This is a genomic window from Acinetobacter sp. SK-43, assembly GCF_015351505.1.
Taxonomy (GTDB): domain Bacteria; phylum Pseudomonadota; class Gammaproteobacteria; order Pseudomonadales; family Moraxellaceae; genus Acinetobacter; species Acinetobacter junii.
On record NZ_JADKPY010000080.1, the window covers coordinates 136,266 to 151,890 of the forward strand.

A 15,625-nucleotide genomic window follows, 5' to 3' on the forward strand; every position below is an offset into this window, starting at 1 on the left:
TGCATAATATCTTTATACATTTTTATAGAATATTTAATCTTTATGCCGACTTCAAAAGAGAGACTCGAAAGCATTCAACGCTTATTTGACAGATTTGGTCACTATGCCGTTGAAGCATTCCATTATTTAGCTTTGTTTATTATTGGCTGTATGATCGCGTGGTCAGCAGTTCATACCGTAATTGATATTTTAACCGTCAAAAAATATGCGACGATTGATGATATTTTATTATTATTTATCTACTTAGAGCTTGGCGCTATGGTTGGAATTTACTTCAAAACCAACCATATGCCTGTACGATTTCTGATTTATGTTGCAATCACAGCACTTACACGCTTGCTTATCGCAGATATTCAACATAACCACAAAGCATCTATGGATCAGGTCATCATCACAGGATCCATTTTGATCTTAGCTTTGGCTATTCTGATTGTCCGTTTTGCTTCATGGAACTACCCCTCTGTGATCCGAGGCAAAGAGCAGGAACAGCAAATTCCAGCAAATAAAACACCTCGACCTCAAGACGATGAGCTTGCATAAAAAAGCAGCCTTACGGCTGCTTTTAAATTCATTAAGTTATGCGATTCGATAAACACGATATTTTGAATCAACCAACACGTATTTTCCTTGTACTTGCATCCAGTTATAACCACGTGGTGGCTGATATAAACGATGATAGCGATAGTTTGAAACCACATAACGTTTACTACGGAATTCCGATGGTAAACGCTCGCCACGTTTAAAGTTTACTCGTTGTCCATAATGGTTTCCACGATCTGCATTTGACCATCGCGGTGGATCTCTATGATCATTTCGGTGGTCATTTCGATCGTAACGCTGCTCATAACGATCTTTATAGTCGTGATGATTGTTCCAACGATTTGAATCTGCCATTGCTGAAGCAGATGCACCAAATAATAAACTTGATACCAACAACATAACTGTCTTTTTCATTGTTTGATCCTCTGTTTTGATCTGAACTCAGATTAAGCAAAACTCTAGGAGAAACCATGAATAAAACGAATGAGATTGCAAAACTTTGTAATCAATACTGAGAAACTATGGAGATATCTCAACCTAAGGTATTAAAGCTCATCGAATAATTTCGATTCTAAAATTATCATCAGTCACTAAAAAATATCTTCCATCGATCATCACCCAATGGCGTCCACGTGGTGGTTTGCGTAAAGAATAATAATCCCAATCTCGGATCACATAACGCTCACTCCGAAACTCACTTGGTAACTCATTTCCGACTACAAATGCCTCTCGGTGATATGTATGTTCAGAGTGAGTCTCAGGATAGTATTCAATACTGACACTTGGGCGATATTGGTAAGAGTAGTGATTATTTTGGTAGGGTTGATAATAATACCCCTTCGGTGGTGCTGTAGGTGTATAACGCTGATTTGAGAACGCAAAAGGATCTTGAGCTGGAGGTTGATAAGTTTGTTGAGATTCATGATATGGACGACGTTCAACTCCTCGATAGCCGCTCCAGTTATTTGCGTAGCTTAAGGCTGGCAAAGCACTGATCGCCAAAGTTAAACTCAAAATTTGAAGTTTATTTTTCCTCATTTCTAGTGCCTCAAAATGATTTCTACAATTAGTTTAGTACAGAAAAACACCAGCACTGTAGTAATAATATTTTTTTCGACAACCAGTAAAATTTACAAGATGGGCTGATGTTGAATGAAGCATAACTTAAGTATGTTAATATCTTTTTTTTAGTATTGGAGTGGTTCAGTGTCTGAAATGAATTTTGATCGTCTTTACGATTTCTTTTCTAAAATTCCAAGCGTGCAAAAGGAAAGAATCATTGCACATGGCACAGACGAGCAACATGCGTGGTGGTTTAAATTTAGTATTAATGTAGAACACGCACTAGCATGGCAAACTGTTCAAGAACTTGGACATGTTCTGAATTACTTATCAACCAACGAGCGCTTACCAACACAATTTTTCCCTGTGTCACCACCACCCTATATGAATGGTGAAGCAAAGGACTTTTTGGCATGGGTCATTCAATGTAACCATCCTGAATTTGATCCCAATACCGTTTGTGATTGGCTTGAAGCACGTTTGCCCAACCCTGTTGAAGATGAAAGCCAGTGGAAAATTCAAACTGATCTAAGTGAATTAGATCAACTTGCTGATAAGGATTTGGATCAGTTGATTCCACCAAATCCATAATAAAAAAAGAGGCTATAAGCCTCTTTCTTTTTAGAACGTCGACAATCCAGACCATTCCATAAAACGATATATCCAATATTTTAATTTTGATTCATCTGCATACTTTGCATAATCAACCGTCATTTGACGGCCATTTAGGTTATTCCACGATGAATTAAAATATGTCTCTGCATCACGAAAAACCTGTGCTTGTGTATTCCCAACAACTTTCATGTTGGTTTCAAGATTATAATTTTTTAAATTGCGTGCAGTTAGATTTGCAGAACCAAGAATCAACTCTGCATGCTGATGATTATATTTAAGCAGCATTTTACTATGACATTGCTCTCCATGAGTATCACACCATCGAATCGGAATACCAACAGCATTCAATTCAGAAGCAACTTGTCGATTGGGTATACCATTTTTTTGTCGACCAAATGCATCTTTATTCGGATCTAAGATCATCCGCACATCAACACCACGCTTTTTAGCTTGTTTAAGTGCCTCAATAATTTGTCGTTCTGATAAATAAAACATAGCAATATCTAAATGATCTTGAGCTTTAGCCCCATTTATCATCTTGATTACAGCATCATAAATTGCTTTTTCAGTCAGCACCTGCACTTGTGGCAAGCTCTTATCCTCAGCAAATGCGCCCATGATCACAACAGGACTTGAGCCCTTAGACATAGATGCAACTGCTTGCTCTGTCTGTAGCATATCAACCGCAGTTGGACCATCTACAACTAAAGCAACATTACTATGATGTGAACTGCCATCATGTGGATTTGCAGAAGTCACTAAGCTTTTCCAACCTTGTTCCGTATCCACAACCAAAGTTTTTCGATGATTTGCTTTGAAGTTAAAGAGTTCTAAATAACTACGTAAAGTGATTTTATCGTCACCAAATGGATTTTTTAGCCATCCACCCTCTGAACTATTGCCTAGATTCTGACAACAGATATACCAAAAACCAGACCAAAGTGGATTAGATGCACGTAAAGGTTTCAAATCTGTTTCGATTACATCAATACCTGCTTGGCGCAATAAACGATAATGTTCAGGTGCAATCCCACCATATACAGAGTTGATTGGATCAGTGATCAATACAATTTGAATGGCCGGGTTCTGTTGTCGCTTTAGAATCAGTGCATCTGTTAATTTTTGCATCAAAGGGATTTGCTGAACCTTGGATTGACCTACTTCTTGATTAAACAAAAACATATCCAGCACAATTGTGGTTTGTGCATCATCAATTAATTTAAAAATTTCAGTAAAAATTTTCTGATCGAGATGTTGCTTTCCTTGCGCATCTACATAAGTTTGGTCTGCTAGAAATTTCACATTGGCATGACGTAATTGACCAGTGAAATTCAATCCTTTAGGAAGAGGTTTCACCGTATGATAAATTGCAGAAGCAATATATCCTATAGCTAAAATACATAAAATCACTGCCATGTAACGTCGACCTGACCAGTTTAACTTTTGATGAATTCTTTGGAAGATGCGCATATAAACAGAAAAAAGCCCTAGCCTAATGAACCAAGGCTAGAGCTTATAGATTGATATTTCAATAAGATTTCAGTGAAAATTAAAAGTTAAAATTTACACCAACTGTAAAATTACGACCAACTTGAGGGATCGTTGAGAGGAACGATGCATGTTGATAAATTTGGTCATCTAAAAGGTTATTTGCATTTAGAAAAACGCGATAATTACCTAAATTACTATATTGACCCGAGTATGCGACACCAAGATTCAACATATTATAACCTTGTGTTTCGGTTTCATATGCCGTGATTTTATCTTGGTTAAAGACATGATAATACTCAGCAGATCCAGTGAAACCATCACCAAAATCAGCATTTACTTTAGTCCCTAAACGCCCCGCTGGAACACGTGGAGCATTTTCATTGTCGATTTTTCCACGCACGTAATCACCAAACACACCGATTTTGTATGTAGGAGAAATTTGGTAAGCAGCTTCTGCCTCAGCTCCATAAAAACGTGCTTTGTCTTGAGTATATTTTACTAGGCGGAAGTCTTCGTAACGATCTAAAGTTTGTGCGTAAATGTAGTCATCAAACCAGTTATGATAAACATGGATATGATAATCAAAACGATTATTATCATAATGGAAGCCTAATTCCACATTGTTCGACTGCTCTTTTTTGAGCTGATCATTTCCTAACTCATAGGTATTGGTCGCAAAATGTTTACCATCAGCATATAACTCCTGAGCTAGTGGTAGGCGTTGTTGATGCGATGCAACTAAAGAAAGTTTATAGTCTGGTGCAAATTCCCAGTTAGCGGCACCTGAAGCAGAAAATGCTGAACCATCAAAATCTTTCTTACTTGAATCTTCGATATCGATTTTTTGTTGATCCACACGAGCTGCCAACTCAACATGTACGTCATTGAATTGAGCATGTTCTAGAGCAAAAAGACTCCATTTTTTTGTCGTATTTGGCGCTAAAAATGCTTCTTCACCCGTTAAATTTAATTTCTGTTGCCCATACTGAGTACCTATCACACCTTCCCATGCTCCGATTGGGTTATGTACCAACTCAACACGTCCATCATATGCTTTATTCTTGAAGCGAGTAGCAATCTTATCTTCTTCAATTTCATCGTGCTGATAGTCTGTATAGCTTGCTTGCACTCTAAACTTCTTAAAACCTTTGAACGGATTGTCTAATTCAGAACGAATGTCATAACGTTCAGATTTTAAATCAATCCACGGTCCTGCTTCATGTACGTGTTCACCTTCATATTCATCATGATGATCACCACCATGCTCATCTTCGTGTTCATGATCACCACAATGTAAATGTGGAGTCCCAACTAAATGAGCTTCACAACTTTCATATTCATGACTATGGCCAGGTAGACCATATTTATCTTGACGATTACTGTAAGAAATCCCTGTAAAACCACGATCGTAGATCCATGACAAACCAACATTTACAGTTTGACCTTCAGCAAAAGTATTATCAACTCGACGCTCTTTTTCACCTTCATGAAAATAATCGGGTGCAATGTAATTATTCGCATCACGTTTTAAACCTTCAACACGTAATGCTACTTGATCGCCTAAACCAACTGTAACACCAGCACTTGCCAGCTTTTCATCACTTCCCGTGTTGTAGCGTAATCCAACATTTCCTTCATAACCTTTTTCAGGCATTTGCGTAGGTAACTTACTGTCAATCACATTGACTAAACCACCTACTGTACCTGCACCAAATAATAATGTAGAAGGACCACGAATCACTTCGACCTGTTTTGCTAACGCAGGATCTACAGTTACTGCATGATCAGGTGATAATGTCGATACATCAATGTTTTCAGATGAGTTTTGTAAGATTTTGACTCGAGCACCATCTTGACCGCGGATGACAGGACGACTTGAACCAGCGCCGAACTGATTTGAATAAATCCCCGTTTGTTGCCCAAGTACATCCCCAATGGTTACCGCACCTTGTGATAATTTAGCTTGATCAATCACACTATCGGCTACCGCAAAATCCTGTGAGGTTTGTTCCAATGGATGCGCTTTGATTCTAATCGTTTCTAAGCTTTCAACTTTTTCGTTTTCAGCAGCAAAAGCTGTTACAGAAACAGCTGCTAATATAGACAGCGTTAATATATTTTTATAAAACAACATGAACATTATCTCGAATCAATTTATTTTTGTTATATTATAACATTTCATCCAATTTGCAATAAGAAACATCACAACACGAAACATTTGCTACACTGCTGCTCCATGATTTCATAAAAACTCGTTTTCTAACGATATGCCTTTTACACTTTCCCACGCTGTACTTGCACCACCATTATCAAAACTGACTAAAGGACATCTTCCTATTGCTACTTTGGCGATTGGATGCATGACACCTGATCTATATCGTTTATTTACAGATGAAAGTATTGACACAACTCATCAGTGGTCAGGTATTTTATTTCCGAATCTTCCGATAGGTTTGTTTTTCTGCTTACTTTGGTATCTGATCTATCGCCCTGTGATGTATCGAGTACTTGGAATCATTCATCCTCTAAATATTAAATCGTTTGATCAAATCATCACTTTCGTATTAATGACTTGTTTTGCAATTATCATCGGTACCGCAACCCACTTAGTATGGGATGGTTTAACGCATCTCGATTTTCGAACTTTCGCTTTTAAAGATTTACTGGCTCAGAATATTTCAATATTTGGTTTAAATTATCCCTTACATTTCATATTGCAAATTACTTCATCTGTTGTGGCTTTACCTTTTATCTTTTGCATGTGTAAAAGCTATTACCATACCCATAAGCAACTGAAAGCTGTTCCTGTAAAAATTAAACTATTCATGATCATAAGCTTAATAATTTCAACAATTTCTGGGATGTTATCTGTCTGGGACTATAGTCACCACATCCATTCTGATCTTTGGAACACCGAACGATATTTTTTTATCGGCAAATCAATTAATGAGTTTACTCAGACAGGGTTAATACTATTTACTGCCGCATGTTTAGTCCTATTATTTTTAGATCGAAATAAGAACTAAAGCTCATTTTAATTAAAAGCGGATGTTTAAGATTCTGTTAAAGCATTAAGACTTGAGACTATACGTTCAACAAGGCATAATCTCCCCTTCATTGGTGCTGCGCTGTTTACGCATTCACCTTCTAGCCAATATAGTTTGGATAAATAATTCAATATGATGCGCACTCATTACTGTGGCTCTTTAACTGAAGCCCAAATCGATCAAACAGTTACTCTATGCGGTTGGGTTCATCGTCGCCGTGACCATGGCGGTGTGATTTTCCTTGATATGCGTGACCGTGATGGTTTAGTTCAAGTCGTTATTGACCCAGATACACCAGAAGCATTCGCTACTGCGGATAAAGCACGTTCTGAATTTGTTTTAAAAATTACAGGTCGTGTACGTCGTCGCTATGAAGGTACTGAAAATGCCAACATGGTGAGTGGTCAAATTGAAGTTTTGGCAAAAGAAATCGAAGTTCTTGCTGCTTCTGAAACTCCGCCATTCCCATTAAATGACGAAAATACCAATATTTCTGAAGAAATTCGTTTGAAATATCGTTTCTTGGACATCCGTCGTCCAGAAATGTTAGATCGTTTACGCTTCCGTTCTAAAGTTACTAACTTAATTCGTAACTATTTCGAAGATCACGGTTTTCTAGACGTTGAAACACCTATCTTGACTCGTGCAACTCCTGAGGGCGCACGTGACTATTTAGTACCAAGCCGTGTTTCAAATGGTAGTTTCTACGCGCTTCCACAATCACCACAATTGTTTAAACAATTGTTGATGGTCGGTGGTATTGATCGTTATTACCAAATCGCGAAATGTTTCCGTGATGAAGATCTACGTGCAGATCGTCAGCCTGAATTTACCCAAATCGACGTTGAAACATCGTTCATGAGTGACGATGACATCATGGATTTAATGGAAGGCTTAACAGTTAAAATGTTCAACGAATTATTGAATGTAAAATTCGATAAATTCGAACGTATGACTTATGCCGACGCAATGCGTGATTATGCTTCTGATAAACCAGATATGCGTATTCCATTGAAATTGGTTGACGTTGCAGACTTAATGCAAGACGTTGAGTTCAAAGTTTTCGCTGGTCCTGCAAAAGATCCTAAAGGTCGTATTGTAGCGTTACGTGTTCCTGGTGCAGGTTCACTACCACGTAGTGCGATTGACGAATACACTAAATTCGTAGGCATCTACGGTGCTAAAGGCTTGGCTTATATTAAAGTCAATGAACTTGAGAAAGGCATCGAAGGTCTTCAATCACCAATCGTTAAATTCATCGAACCAATCGTACTTGACCTACTCAAACGCGTTGGTGCTGAAAACGGTGACATCGTATTCTTTGGTGCAGACAAAGCGAAGATCGTAAATGACGCGATGGGCGCTCTTCGTGTGAAAATCGGTCATGACTTGAATCTTGCAACGTGCGAGTGGGCTCCACTTTGGGTTGTTGACTTCCCAATGTTCGAAGAAACTGATGATGGTAAATGGACATCTGTTCATCACCCATTCACGCTACCAAAATCAAGTGTTGAAGAAGTGAAGAGCAATCCAGGCGCGGCATTGTCAGTTGCATACGATATGGTATTGAATGGTACTGAAATCGGTGGTGGTTCACTTCGTATCTATACACTAGAAATGCAAAAAGCAATTTTTGAAGCTTTAGGTATCGGCGAAGAAGAAGCGGAAGAAAAATTCAGCTTCTTATTGAACGCATTACGTTATGGTGCGCCTCCACACGGTGGTTTGGCTTTTGGTCTTGACCGTTTGATCATGTTGATGACTGGTGCATCTTCAATTCGTGATGTGATCGCATTCCCGAAAACGAAGACTGCTGAATGTCCATTGACTCAAGCTCCAGCTCCTGTTGAAGCAAATCAATTGCGTGACTTAGGCATTCGTTTACGTGAAAAGCCGAAAGCTGAAGAAAAATAATCTGTAGTTTTATGGATTAAATAAAACTCTGTCTCGTACAGGGTTTTTTTATGGCTATCAGATCCCCTCCTTTTGGAGAGTGTTGGTACGATAATTTATACTTTGAGAATATCTATGCTAGTGGCATAATGAACTGCTTTTTATTGAGAGGTCATTGTTATGGCAATGCGTCCTGATGTACGTCGACATGCAATTGTGATTATTGTGTTTTCTTTGGCACAATGGTTTTTTATGCGCTATATCTTAGCAAATGAACTTTTCAATATGACGACCAATGAACGCATTTTATATTTTTGCGTTAGTAGCTTAGCAGGTGCACTTCTCATCTTTGTCGCCCTCATTTATATGGTCCTCAAAGGCAACGCGAATAAACAAGATTAATCGCAATGTCGTTTTATACCACTTTACTCCGTATTCTACCTTTAGCATTTTTGCGCAGTATTGCAAAAGTGGCGGCTTACTTTATTAATCAAAATCCAAATAAAAGTATGCTTTGGAAAACACGGGTAAATCTAAGTCTTGCTTATCCAGATATTCCTGAGAGTGAGCGTGAAAAGCTTGCTAAAGAAAGCGTAACGAAGCAATGTTTAAGTTATATCGAATCTGGGAAATGCTGGGCAATGCCTCCAGAATGGAGCATTCAGCAAATTCGTACTGTACATAATTTAGAAGTATTAACAAATGCTTTAAGTGATCCGCGTGGTGCTTTAATTATTACCCCTCACCTCGGTACATGGGAAATGATGAATGCGTGGGTACACCAATATGGTATTCCTACCATTATGTATAAACCCATGAAAGACTCAGGATTTAATGCTTTTGCTTTACATGCTCGCCAACGGTTAAACGCGACACTAGTTCCAACTGATGCCAACGGTGTTAAAGCATTATTCAAAAACCTCAAACAAGGTGGTTTCAGTGTAATTCTGCCAGATCATGTCCCTCAACCCTCTGGTGGTGTCGTGGTTCCTTTTTTTGGAATTCCCTGCTTAACTAGTACTTTAGCCAGCAAAATGGCACAAAAAACTCAATGCCGCTTAGTGGGATTAAGTTGTTTCCGTAGAGAGGATGGTGAAGGTTTTGAGGTCTACTGTGATGATCTCAATGATCCTGAACTCTATGATCGAGATATAGAAGTTGCGACAACTGCATTAAATAAAGCGGTAGAGCAAATGATCAACCGCTTTCCAACTGAATACATGTGGGGATATAAGCGGTTTAGAGGAATTCAATCAGTCAACGAAGATACATTTTACAAACATGGATATTGACTAAAAAAATTTAAAAATTGCTTTATTCAATTACTCCTTAAAATAAATTAACTGGCAATTTTATACAAATTGCCAGTTATATAATTAATTCAAGTTATAATAGGAAGCTCTTGTTTAAAATCAATTAATTCTGAGGTTAAAATCTCCCTTGAACATTCCTCCCAGGAAACTTGACGATATTGTTCACGAATTATTTTTTCTTTCTCAACAATATACTCTGGATGATTGATTAAAAATAAAAACTTCTCAACCCATTGATCCAATTGATATGGATCAGCATAATCAATCCAATTCTTCCCAACTTCTGGTAAAGAACCTGCATCAGATGACAAGCAAAATTTACCAAACGATAGGCTCTCAGCTACAGGTAGTCCATATCCTTCAATAAATGAGGGGTAGAGGGTAAACCAACAATATTTATATAATTGAATAAGATCAGAGTCAGATATACGATCTAAAATAAAAATTTTCTCTTTAATTCTAGAGTCATTATCTAAACTATTTAATAATTTTTCAACTTTCCAACCTCTTTTTCCCACAAAATAAATCCGAGGTAGATTTTGAGCACCTTGTTCTAATAATTTCAAATACATTTGATAAATCAAATTATGGTTTTTTCGGATTTCAATCGTAGAAACAAATAATAAATAAGGTTGACTAATTAGTTCCTGCAGTGTCTGACTTAGCGGACTTTTAATTTTCTTTGTATACAGATCACACCCCAGAGTAATAACATTCATTGGTGGTTTTTTTACCTTCATTTTTACAAGATAATCTGTTAACTCTTGTTTTGTAAATTCAGAATTACAGTAAAAATAATCAACCACTTTAATTGTCTGTTTCATATAATTTGAAAACAGATTAGTATTTTTACTTAAAAAAAACTCTGGGTAGTTAATAGGTATAAGATCATGGCATAGTAGTCGCAATTGAATATTTATTTTACTCTTTACAATTCCAAATGCTCTCATTTCTCCAAAACTGAGATTTTGCCCCACTGAAACAATAGAGTCATCATTAGAGAAACAGTAATTAACTGTTCCACAATAAATTTTAATTATATTAAGTCGCTTTAAAATACTTCGCTTTAATTTTGGCTTAAATGCTAACCGACCATTCAACACCACAGAATCATTCTTTAAATTATGCAGTACAACTGATAATTTTTCACTACTGATCTCAATAAAGCCTAGACACTCATCAAATGTACTAAATTTAATCGGATACCCTTGTTTAAATAATTTATAAGCATAAGTACATAATTCATACTCTGTCCGAGCAATCCCATTAAACTTATCTACTTTTAATATATTTGAAATATTAACCCAAATCATCGAACACCTAAATTAATTACATAAAGTCTCCATTCCACTTAAAAAATGAAAACTTACTCCTTCCACTTACCTATGAATTTCAAAAAATTCCGACTAAGACGGATTATAAAAATATAAACTAAAGAAAGAAAATTTAAAATAATACCTTGATTAACAATATAACCTTTATATTTAGCATAATGATTACCAAGAATCTTCGTATGGCACTTTCCCTCTAATGCATTATATAAAAATCCAACATCAATATCATAACGCTCAAATCTAATTAAATATTTATCTTGAATATTATGAATCGCTTTCGTATAAGCAATCGGCCCAGTAACAAACAATACACCACGTTTACCATAACTATAAAAGTTATATTTCCATGCTCTATAACCTTTAATATTATTTATAACTGTATCTAATACATATTTCATAACTGGAGAATTCTTTTCTGCAATAATAAACCATTGCTGATACTCTCCATTTTTTATTTCTAGTTCTTTAGTCAAATGTGAAAATAATCCAGCGCCTTCATTCTTTTGTCCAACACCATTTTGCCATTGTGTCACCACAAAACGATCATCGGGCTTAATAACCTCACTTAAAGGATATATACAGGTACTTTTAATATCAATATATACCCCACCCTCTCTATATAAAACCAAGTACCTAAAAAAGTCTGCTTTTGCTGCACCATAGACAGGGTTAATACTTTGATAAGTTCTTAAAATTTCTTCATCAAAATTTCTTTTTATATATTCTAAGATATCTTCATCTGTATAAAAACGATATTCCCAATCAGGATTTAACTTTTTTAAGTTTTCAACGACTATAGTAATCTCATTTGGTAAGTTATGATCTCTATAGGTTTGATGAATTATCTTAGGTATCACCATTTTAAGTTCTTCCATATAAATCATCAAAACGGACGATATCATCTTCCCCCAGATAACTTCCAGATTGTACTTCAATTAACTCAAGCGGCAATTTACCAGGATTTTCCAATGCATGAATTTCACCTAAAGGAATATAAACAGACTCATTTTCTGTTAATAAAAAACTTTCCGTTCCTTTATGAATTTTTGCAGTTCCACTAACTACAATCCAATGCTCAGAACGATGATAATGCATTTGTATAGATAATTTTTGACCAGGTTTTACAGTTATACGCTTAACCTGATATCTTGATGATTGGTCAATACTATCATATTTACCCCATGGACGATAAACCTCTCTATGACGGTAATATTCACTACGATCATCATTTTTTAATTGCTCTACGATTTTTTTAATATCCTGAACTTTATTTTTATCAGCAACCAGTACAGCATCTTTTGTTTCTACAACAACAAGGTTTTCTACACCTAACAATGAAACTAGGCGACTTTCACTATAACAATAGTTATTTTGACTATGATGCAAAAGCACATCACCGTCTGTTACATTACCATTATGATCTTTTGGCTTGATATCCCATAAAGCAGACCATGAACCAACATCACTCCATCCAGCCTCAAGAGGAATAACAACAGCATGTGCTGTCCTTTCCATGACAGCATAATCAATAGATTCAGAACGACATTTTTCAAACTCCATTTGATCAATTCTAATAAAATCAATATCTAAGCATATATTTTGCATAGATAAGTTACATGCTTGAAAAATATCAGAAGCATATTTTTTTAGCTCTTCTAAATATTGCTCTGCTTCAAACATAAACATGCCACTATTCCAAAGAAATCTTTGACTTTCTAGATATGCTTGGGCAGTTGCTTGATCTGGTTTTTCTACAAATTTATCAATATTAAAACCATGTTCGATTGGTGTACCTTTTTCAATATAACCATATCCAGTTTCTACATGTGTCGGTACAATTCCAAAAGTAACCAATTTATTTTGACTTGCTAAATCAATTGCATCTTTAATACTATTTTCAAATGCGGTCTGTTCTGAAATCGCATGATCCGCTGCTAAAACGAGCATAAGTTTGTTTTCTTGTTTTTGCCTTAATAATATCGCAGCTAAGGCAATCGCTGGCGCAGTATTTTTTCCAACGGGTTCGAGTATAATTCTGGCATTAACCCCTATCTCACGCATTTGTTCTGCTGCTAAAAAGCGATGCTCTTCATTACAAATTAGGATGGGATCATCACAATCTAAATTTTTCAAACGTAATATTGTTGACTGTAATAAAGTATAGCCATCTAAGCCAAGTTTCAAAAACTGTTTTGGGAATTGTGTTCTCGATAATGGCCATAAACGAGTTCCGCTGCCACCAGCCATTATAATCGGTTTAATTTGCTTCACTTTGCTATATCTTTAAAATATCAAATATTAAAATTTGATTTCATATGAATTACTTGCAAGAGACAAATGTCGATAAAGTTTTCTAAACACTTGTACTTCATTACACCCAACACCAATATAACAGAACATATAGAACGTATCTGATATGTTTCAATGTTCTGTTATCAAGTAAAAAAATTCAGAAATACTTCGATCAATTCAATATTAAAAGTCATAATACGCTACTTTTACTCAGGAAGAAGTTTAACAAACTGTTTAATACTTCAAAAGATTCATTTTACCGCCTTCCCCTCTCTCTTTCACTATTAATTTACTCATCCATTGTTAACAAATGTCCAATAATGAACCTTCCAGATACATCCCTTTTGCATAATAATGACTCAGGGTTTTTCTTTCCTTGCCTGCAAGCTTGATCAACCTTGGCATTTGCTGAGGCGGGTAATTGATTGCCATATCGATCAGCACTTTTTCTTTCACCCATTGGTGCTTTACCTGAAAATACAGCGCATTTTGATCACAGTTAATTAAGCACATACTCGGCAAATGATTACGCATCACTTTCTGACAGGCCACATACGCCACTAGATATTCCAGACGACCAATCTGTTGAAACATATCCTGATAATCAGGTTCTGTTTCTTTCAGTTTTTGCAAATAGGCTTTAGGCGTCATTTCAATCGCTTTCGCCAGTTCATCAAACCATTCTTTAAAGAAAATATTTTTCTCTGCACTGGCCAATAACCAATTCTCTAAGACGGGAAAATCTTTAAGTGTTGTATTCTTGGCACGGTAATAGGCAAAGCTGTTGGTATGATTCTTCGCAATCAGTTCCTGAATCCAGTCTAAGCTTTCATAAACCAGAATGCTTGCATCCAACCAAATTCCTCCATGCTGATAAATCAACTCAAAACGGAGCAAATCGGCCTTTTGTTGCGGTGTTGCCTTTGGGAAACGACCAAAATCAATATTACAAAAGTTTTTCACTGTGTCTGGCGTGAGAAAATGAACCTCATAATCTGGATTGGTCTTTTTAACTTGCTCAACACATTTTTCCACAAATCCAGCCACTGGTCCTTCCCAATACATCCAGATAATTTTGGGAATAACCGCATTTTGCTGACCAGGATTGAGAACGATCAGGTCCGCGTAGTTATCTATTGACTCATTTATTTCTCTTTTTTGGTTTGAATACATTGTATAAAATTTCAAAAGATAGAAGAGCTTCTTAAAAAACTTCATAAAATGTACTCAACAAAATAAAGAAAATTATTTATTACAGTCTATAACTAGGACTCAAGACATTAAATGTTTAATTGCATAAAAGCGATCACGCCACATACGCTTCTGCTTCTTAAATCCATGAGAAGCACTTCGATTCTCAAGTTGCTTCCGTTTGATACCTTGAGCAGCAACAGTACCTAAAATATCACTATCCAGACCTGCTGGCTGCACAAATGGCTGCCAAACACCAAGCCCTTTTCCTGTTTTACTTAACCAACTTTGGAAGAAAATATCGACTGGAACGGTCATGATTTTACCCAGTTGTACAAACTGTTCAGCTCCTTTTCGAGACCAAACCAAGCCTACACCACGTATTGGGAAATAATATGCATGCCACAAGGTATAATGATCAAACTCAACAATGTCTTTTGCTAATTTTTTCTTTTTAGCAGCAATATTGACGGTATACCAATCCAACTCTTTATGTTGATCTAAATAACTTAATAAAGATTCAAGCTTCTGTTTAAAGTTAGGCAACACTTCAATGTCATCTTCTAAGACAACTAAATAATCGGCATCCGTTTCTAGAAATTTTTCAGCACAACCGTAGTGACTTAGATAACAACCCAACTCAGAATTGATTAAACTACGCCCTAATATTTTCTGAGCAGCAAGATCATCGTAGTTTTCAAATTCAGATAAGGCTTTACCTCGCCCATCATAAGCAGAGAATCGGCTAAAATCCCATCCCGCTTGATTGAGCTGAGCTGTCGCACTTGCTAAACGTTGATCACTGCCGTCTAAATTAATAAGATAAGTCACAACTTTCATTTGCTTT

15 protein-coding genes are annotated in these 15,625 nt (G+C 36.4%); 6 read left to right on the forward strand and 9 right to left on the reverse strand.

The window, feature by feature from the left end; genetic code table 11:
* Positions 1–42 precede the first annotated feature (42 nt).
* Positions 43–540: a phosphate-starvation-inducible protein PsiE gene (locus tag IRT38_RS15525; protein ID WP_004950384.1), complete on the forward strand. Its 498-nt coding sequence runs from the start codon at positions 43–45 to the stop codon at positions 538–540.
* A 36-nt stretch (positions 541–576) separates the two neighbouring features.
* Here IRT38_RS15525 and IRT38_RS15530 read toward each other — a convergent pair whose 3' ends face one another.
* Positions 577–954: an RcnB family protein gene (locus tag IRT38_RS15530; protein WP_004964056.1), complete on the reverse strand. Its 378-nt coding sequence runs from the start codon at positions 952–954 to the stop codon at positions 577–579.
* Between the two features lie 138 nt (positions 955–1,092).
* The gene (locus IRT38_RS15535) at positions 1,093–1,578 is read right to left on the reverse strand and encodes an RcnB family protein (RefSeq protein ID WP_004964059.1); all 486 of its coding nucleotides are present in this window, start codon (positions 1,576–1,578) and stop codon (positions 1,093–1,095) included.
* A 168-nt stretch (positions 1,579–1,746) separates the two neighbouring features.
* Here IRT38_RS15535 and IRT38_RS15540 point away from each other — a divergent pair, with 168 nt between their 5' ends.
* Positions 1,747–2,193, forward strand: a complete 447-nt coding sequence (locus tag IRT38_RS15540) for a hypothetical protein (RefSeq protein ID WP_004908900.1) — start codon at positions 1,747–1,749, stop codon at positions 2,191–2,193.
* 30 nt (positions 2,194–2,223) lie between these two features.
* On the opposite strand, the gene IRT38_RS15545 is transcribed toward IRT38_RS15540, so the two are convergent.
* Both IRT38_RS15545 and znuD read right to left on the reverse strand, forming a co-directional pair.
* A complete protein-coding gene (locus IRT38_RS15545; RefSeq protein WP_194598184.1) occupies positions 2,224–3,687 on the reverse strand; it encodes a phospholipase D family protein in 1,464 nt (487 codons plus the stop codon).
* A gap of 79 nt (positions 3,688–3,766) precedes the next feature.
* Positions 3,767–5,842, reverse strand: a complete 2,076-nt coding sequence (gene znuD, locus IRT38_RS15550; RefSeq protein WP_136695195.1) for a zinc piracy TonB-dependent receptor ZnuD — start codon at positions 5,840–5,842, stop codon at positions 3,767–3,769.
* 133 nt (positions 5,843–5,975) lie between these two features.
* Here znuD and IRT38_RS15555 point away from each other — a divergent pair, with 133 nt between their 5' ends.
* The 4 genes from IRT38_RS15555 to IRT38_RS15570 all read left to right on the forward strand — a co-directional run bounded on the left by IRT38_RS15555 (position 5,976) and on the right by IRT38_RS15570 (position 9,940).
* Positions 5,976–6,734 carry a DUF4184 family protein gene (locus IRT38_RS15555; RefSeq protein ID WP_194598185.1) on the forward strand — a complete coding sequence of 253 codons (759 nt, stop codon included), beginning with the start codon at positions 5,976–5,978 and terminating at the stop codon, positions 6,732–6,734.
* A 153-nt stretch (positions 6,735–6,887) separates the two neighbouring features.
* Entirely contained in the window at positions 6,888–8,669 is a 1,782-nt protein-coding gene (aspS, locus tag IRT38_RS15560; RefSeq protein WP_004950367.1) for an aspartate--tRNA ligase, read from the forward strand.
* 159 nt (positions 8,670–8,828) lie between these two features.
* On the forward strand, positions 8,829–9,050 hold the full coding sequence (locus tag IRT38_RS15565) for a hypothetical protein (protein WP_004908914.1): 222 nt from the start codon (positions 8,829–8,831) through the stop codon (positions 9,048–9,050).
* Positions 9,051–9,055: 5 nt separating this feature from the next.
* Positions 9,056–9,940, forward strand: a complete 885-nt coding sequence (locus IRT38_RS15570) for a lysophospholipid acyltransferase family protein (RefSeq protein WP_075696790.1) — start codon at positions 9,056–9,058, stop codon at positions 9,938–9,940.
* A gap of 89 nt (positions 9,941–10,029) precedes the next feature.
* On the opposite strand, the gene IRT38_RS15575 is transcribed toward IRT38_RS15570, so the two are convergent.
* The 5 genes from IRT38_RS15575 to IRT38_RS15595 form a co-directional block, all read right to left on the reverse strand.
* Positions 10,030–11,274, reverse strand: a complete 1,245-nt coding sequence (locus IRT38_RS15575) for a glycosyltransferase family 4 protein (RefSeq protein WP_075696791.1) — start codon at positions 11,272–11,274, stop codon at positions 10,030–10,032.
* Between the two features lie 53 nt (positions 11,275–11,327).
* Positions 11,328–12,170, reverse strand: a complete 843-nt coding sequence (locus IRT38_RS15580; protein ID WP_167543106.1) for a glycosyltransferase family 32 protein — start codon at positions 12,168–12,170, stop codon at positions 11,328–11,330.
* Complete coding sequence (locus IRT38_RS15585) at positions 12,157–13,542, reverse strand: mannose-1-phosphate guanylyltransferase/mannose-6-phosphate isomerase (RefSeq protein WP_075696792.1); 1,386 nt, start codon at positions 13,540–13,542, stop codon at positions 12,157–12,159. Before IRT38_RS15585 ends, IRT38_RS15580 begins: the two co-directional genes overlap by 14 nt.
* Before the next feature lie 348 nt (positions 13,543–13,890).
* The gene (locus IRT38_RS15590; protein ID WP_075696793.1) at positions 13,891–14,805 is read right to left on the reverse strand and encodes a glycosyltransferase family 32 protein; all 915 of its coding nucleotides are present in this window, start codon (positions 14,803–14,805) and stop codon (positions 13,891–13,893) included.
* A gap of 54 nt (positions 14,806–14,859) precedes the next feature.
* Complete coding sequence (locus IRT38_RS15595) at positions 14,860–15,618, reverse strand: glycosyltransferase family 25 protein (RefSeq protein WP_004908939.1); 759 nt, start codon at positions 15,616–15,618, stop codon at positions 14,860–14,862.
* Positions 15,619–15,625: the final 7 nt, after the last annotated feature.

What these genes read in the sequence shown, in the direction of transcription:
- IRT38_RS15525 (WP_004950384.1), top strand. Translation starts at nt 43, where the DNA reads ATGCCGACTTCAAAAGAGAGACTCGAAAGCATTCAACGCTTATTTGAC.
- IRT38_RS15530 (WP_004964056.1), bottom strand. Translation starts at nt 954, where the DNA reads ATGAAAAAGACAGTTATGTTGTTGGTATCAAGTTTATTATTTGGTGCA.
- IRT38_RS15535 (WP_004964059.1), bottom strand. Translation starts at nt 1,578, where the DNA reads ATGAGGAAAAATAAACTTCAAATTTTGAGTTTAACTTTGGCGATCAGT.
- IRT38_RS15545 (WP_194598184.1), bottom strand. Translation starts at nt 3,687, where the DNA reads ATGCGCATCTTCCAAAGAATTCATCAAAAGTTAAACTGGTCAGGTCGA.
- znuD (WP_136695195.1), bottom strand. Translation starts at nt 5,842, where the DNA reads ATGTTGTTTTATAAAAATATATTAACGCTGTCTATATTAGCAGCTGTT.
- IRT38_RS15555 (WP_194598185.1), top strand. Translation starts at nt 5,976, where the DNA reads ATGCCTTTTACACTTTCCCACGCTGTACTTGCACCACCATTATCAAAA.
- aspS (WP_004950367.1), top strand. Translation starts at nt 6,888, where the DNA reads ATGATGCGCACTCATTACTGTGGCTCTTTAACTGAAGCCCAAATCGAT.
- IRT38_RS15565 (WP_004908914.1), top strand. Translation starts at nt 8,829, where the DNA reads ATGGCAATGCGTCCTGATGTACGTCGACATGCAATTGTGATTATTGTG.
- IRT38_RS15570 (WP_075696790.1), top strand. Translation starts at nt 9,056, where the DNA reads ATGTCGTTTTATACCACTTTACTCCGTATTCTACCTTTAGCATTTTTG.
- IRT38_RS15575 (WP_075696791.1), bottom strand. Translation starts at nt 11,274, where the DNA reads ATGATTTGGGTTAATATTTCAAATATATTAAAAGTAGATAAGTTTAAT.
- IRT38_RS15580 (WP_167543106.1), bottom strand. Translation starts at nt 12,170, where the DNA reads ATGGAAGAACTTAAAATGGTGATACCTAAGATAATTCATCAAACCTAT.
- IRT38_RS15585 (WP_075696792.1), bottom strand. Translation starts at nt 13,542, where the DNA reads ATGGCTGGTGGCAGCGGAACTCGTTTATGGCCATTATCGAGAACACAA.
- IRT38_RS15590 (WP_075696793.1), bottom strand. Translation starts at nt 14,805, where the DNA reads ATGAAGTTTTTTAAGAAGCTCTTCTATCTTTTGAAATTTTATACAATG.
- IRT38_RS15595 (WP_004908939.1), bottom strand. Translation starts at nt 15,618, where the DNA reads ATGAAAGTTGTGACTTATCTTATTAATTTAGACGGCAGTGATCAACGT.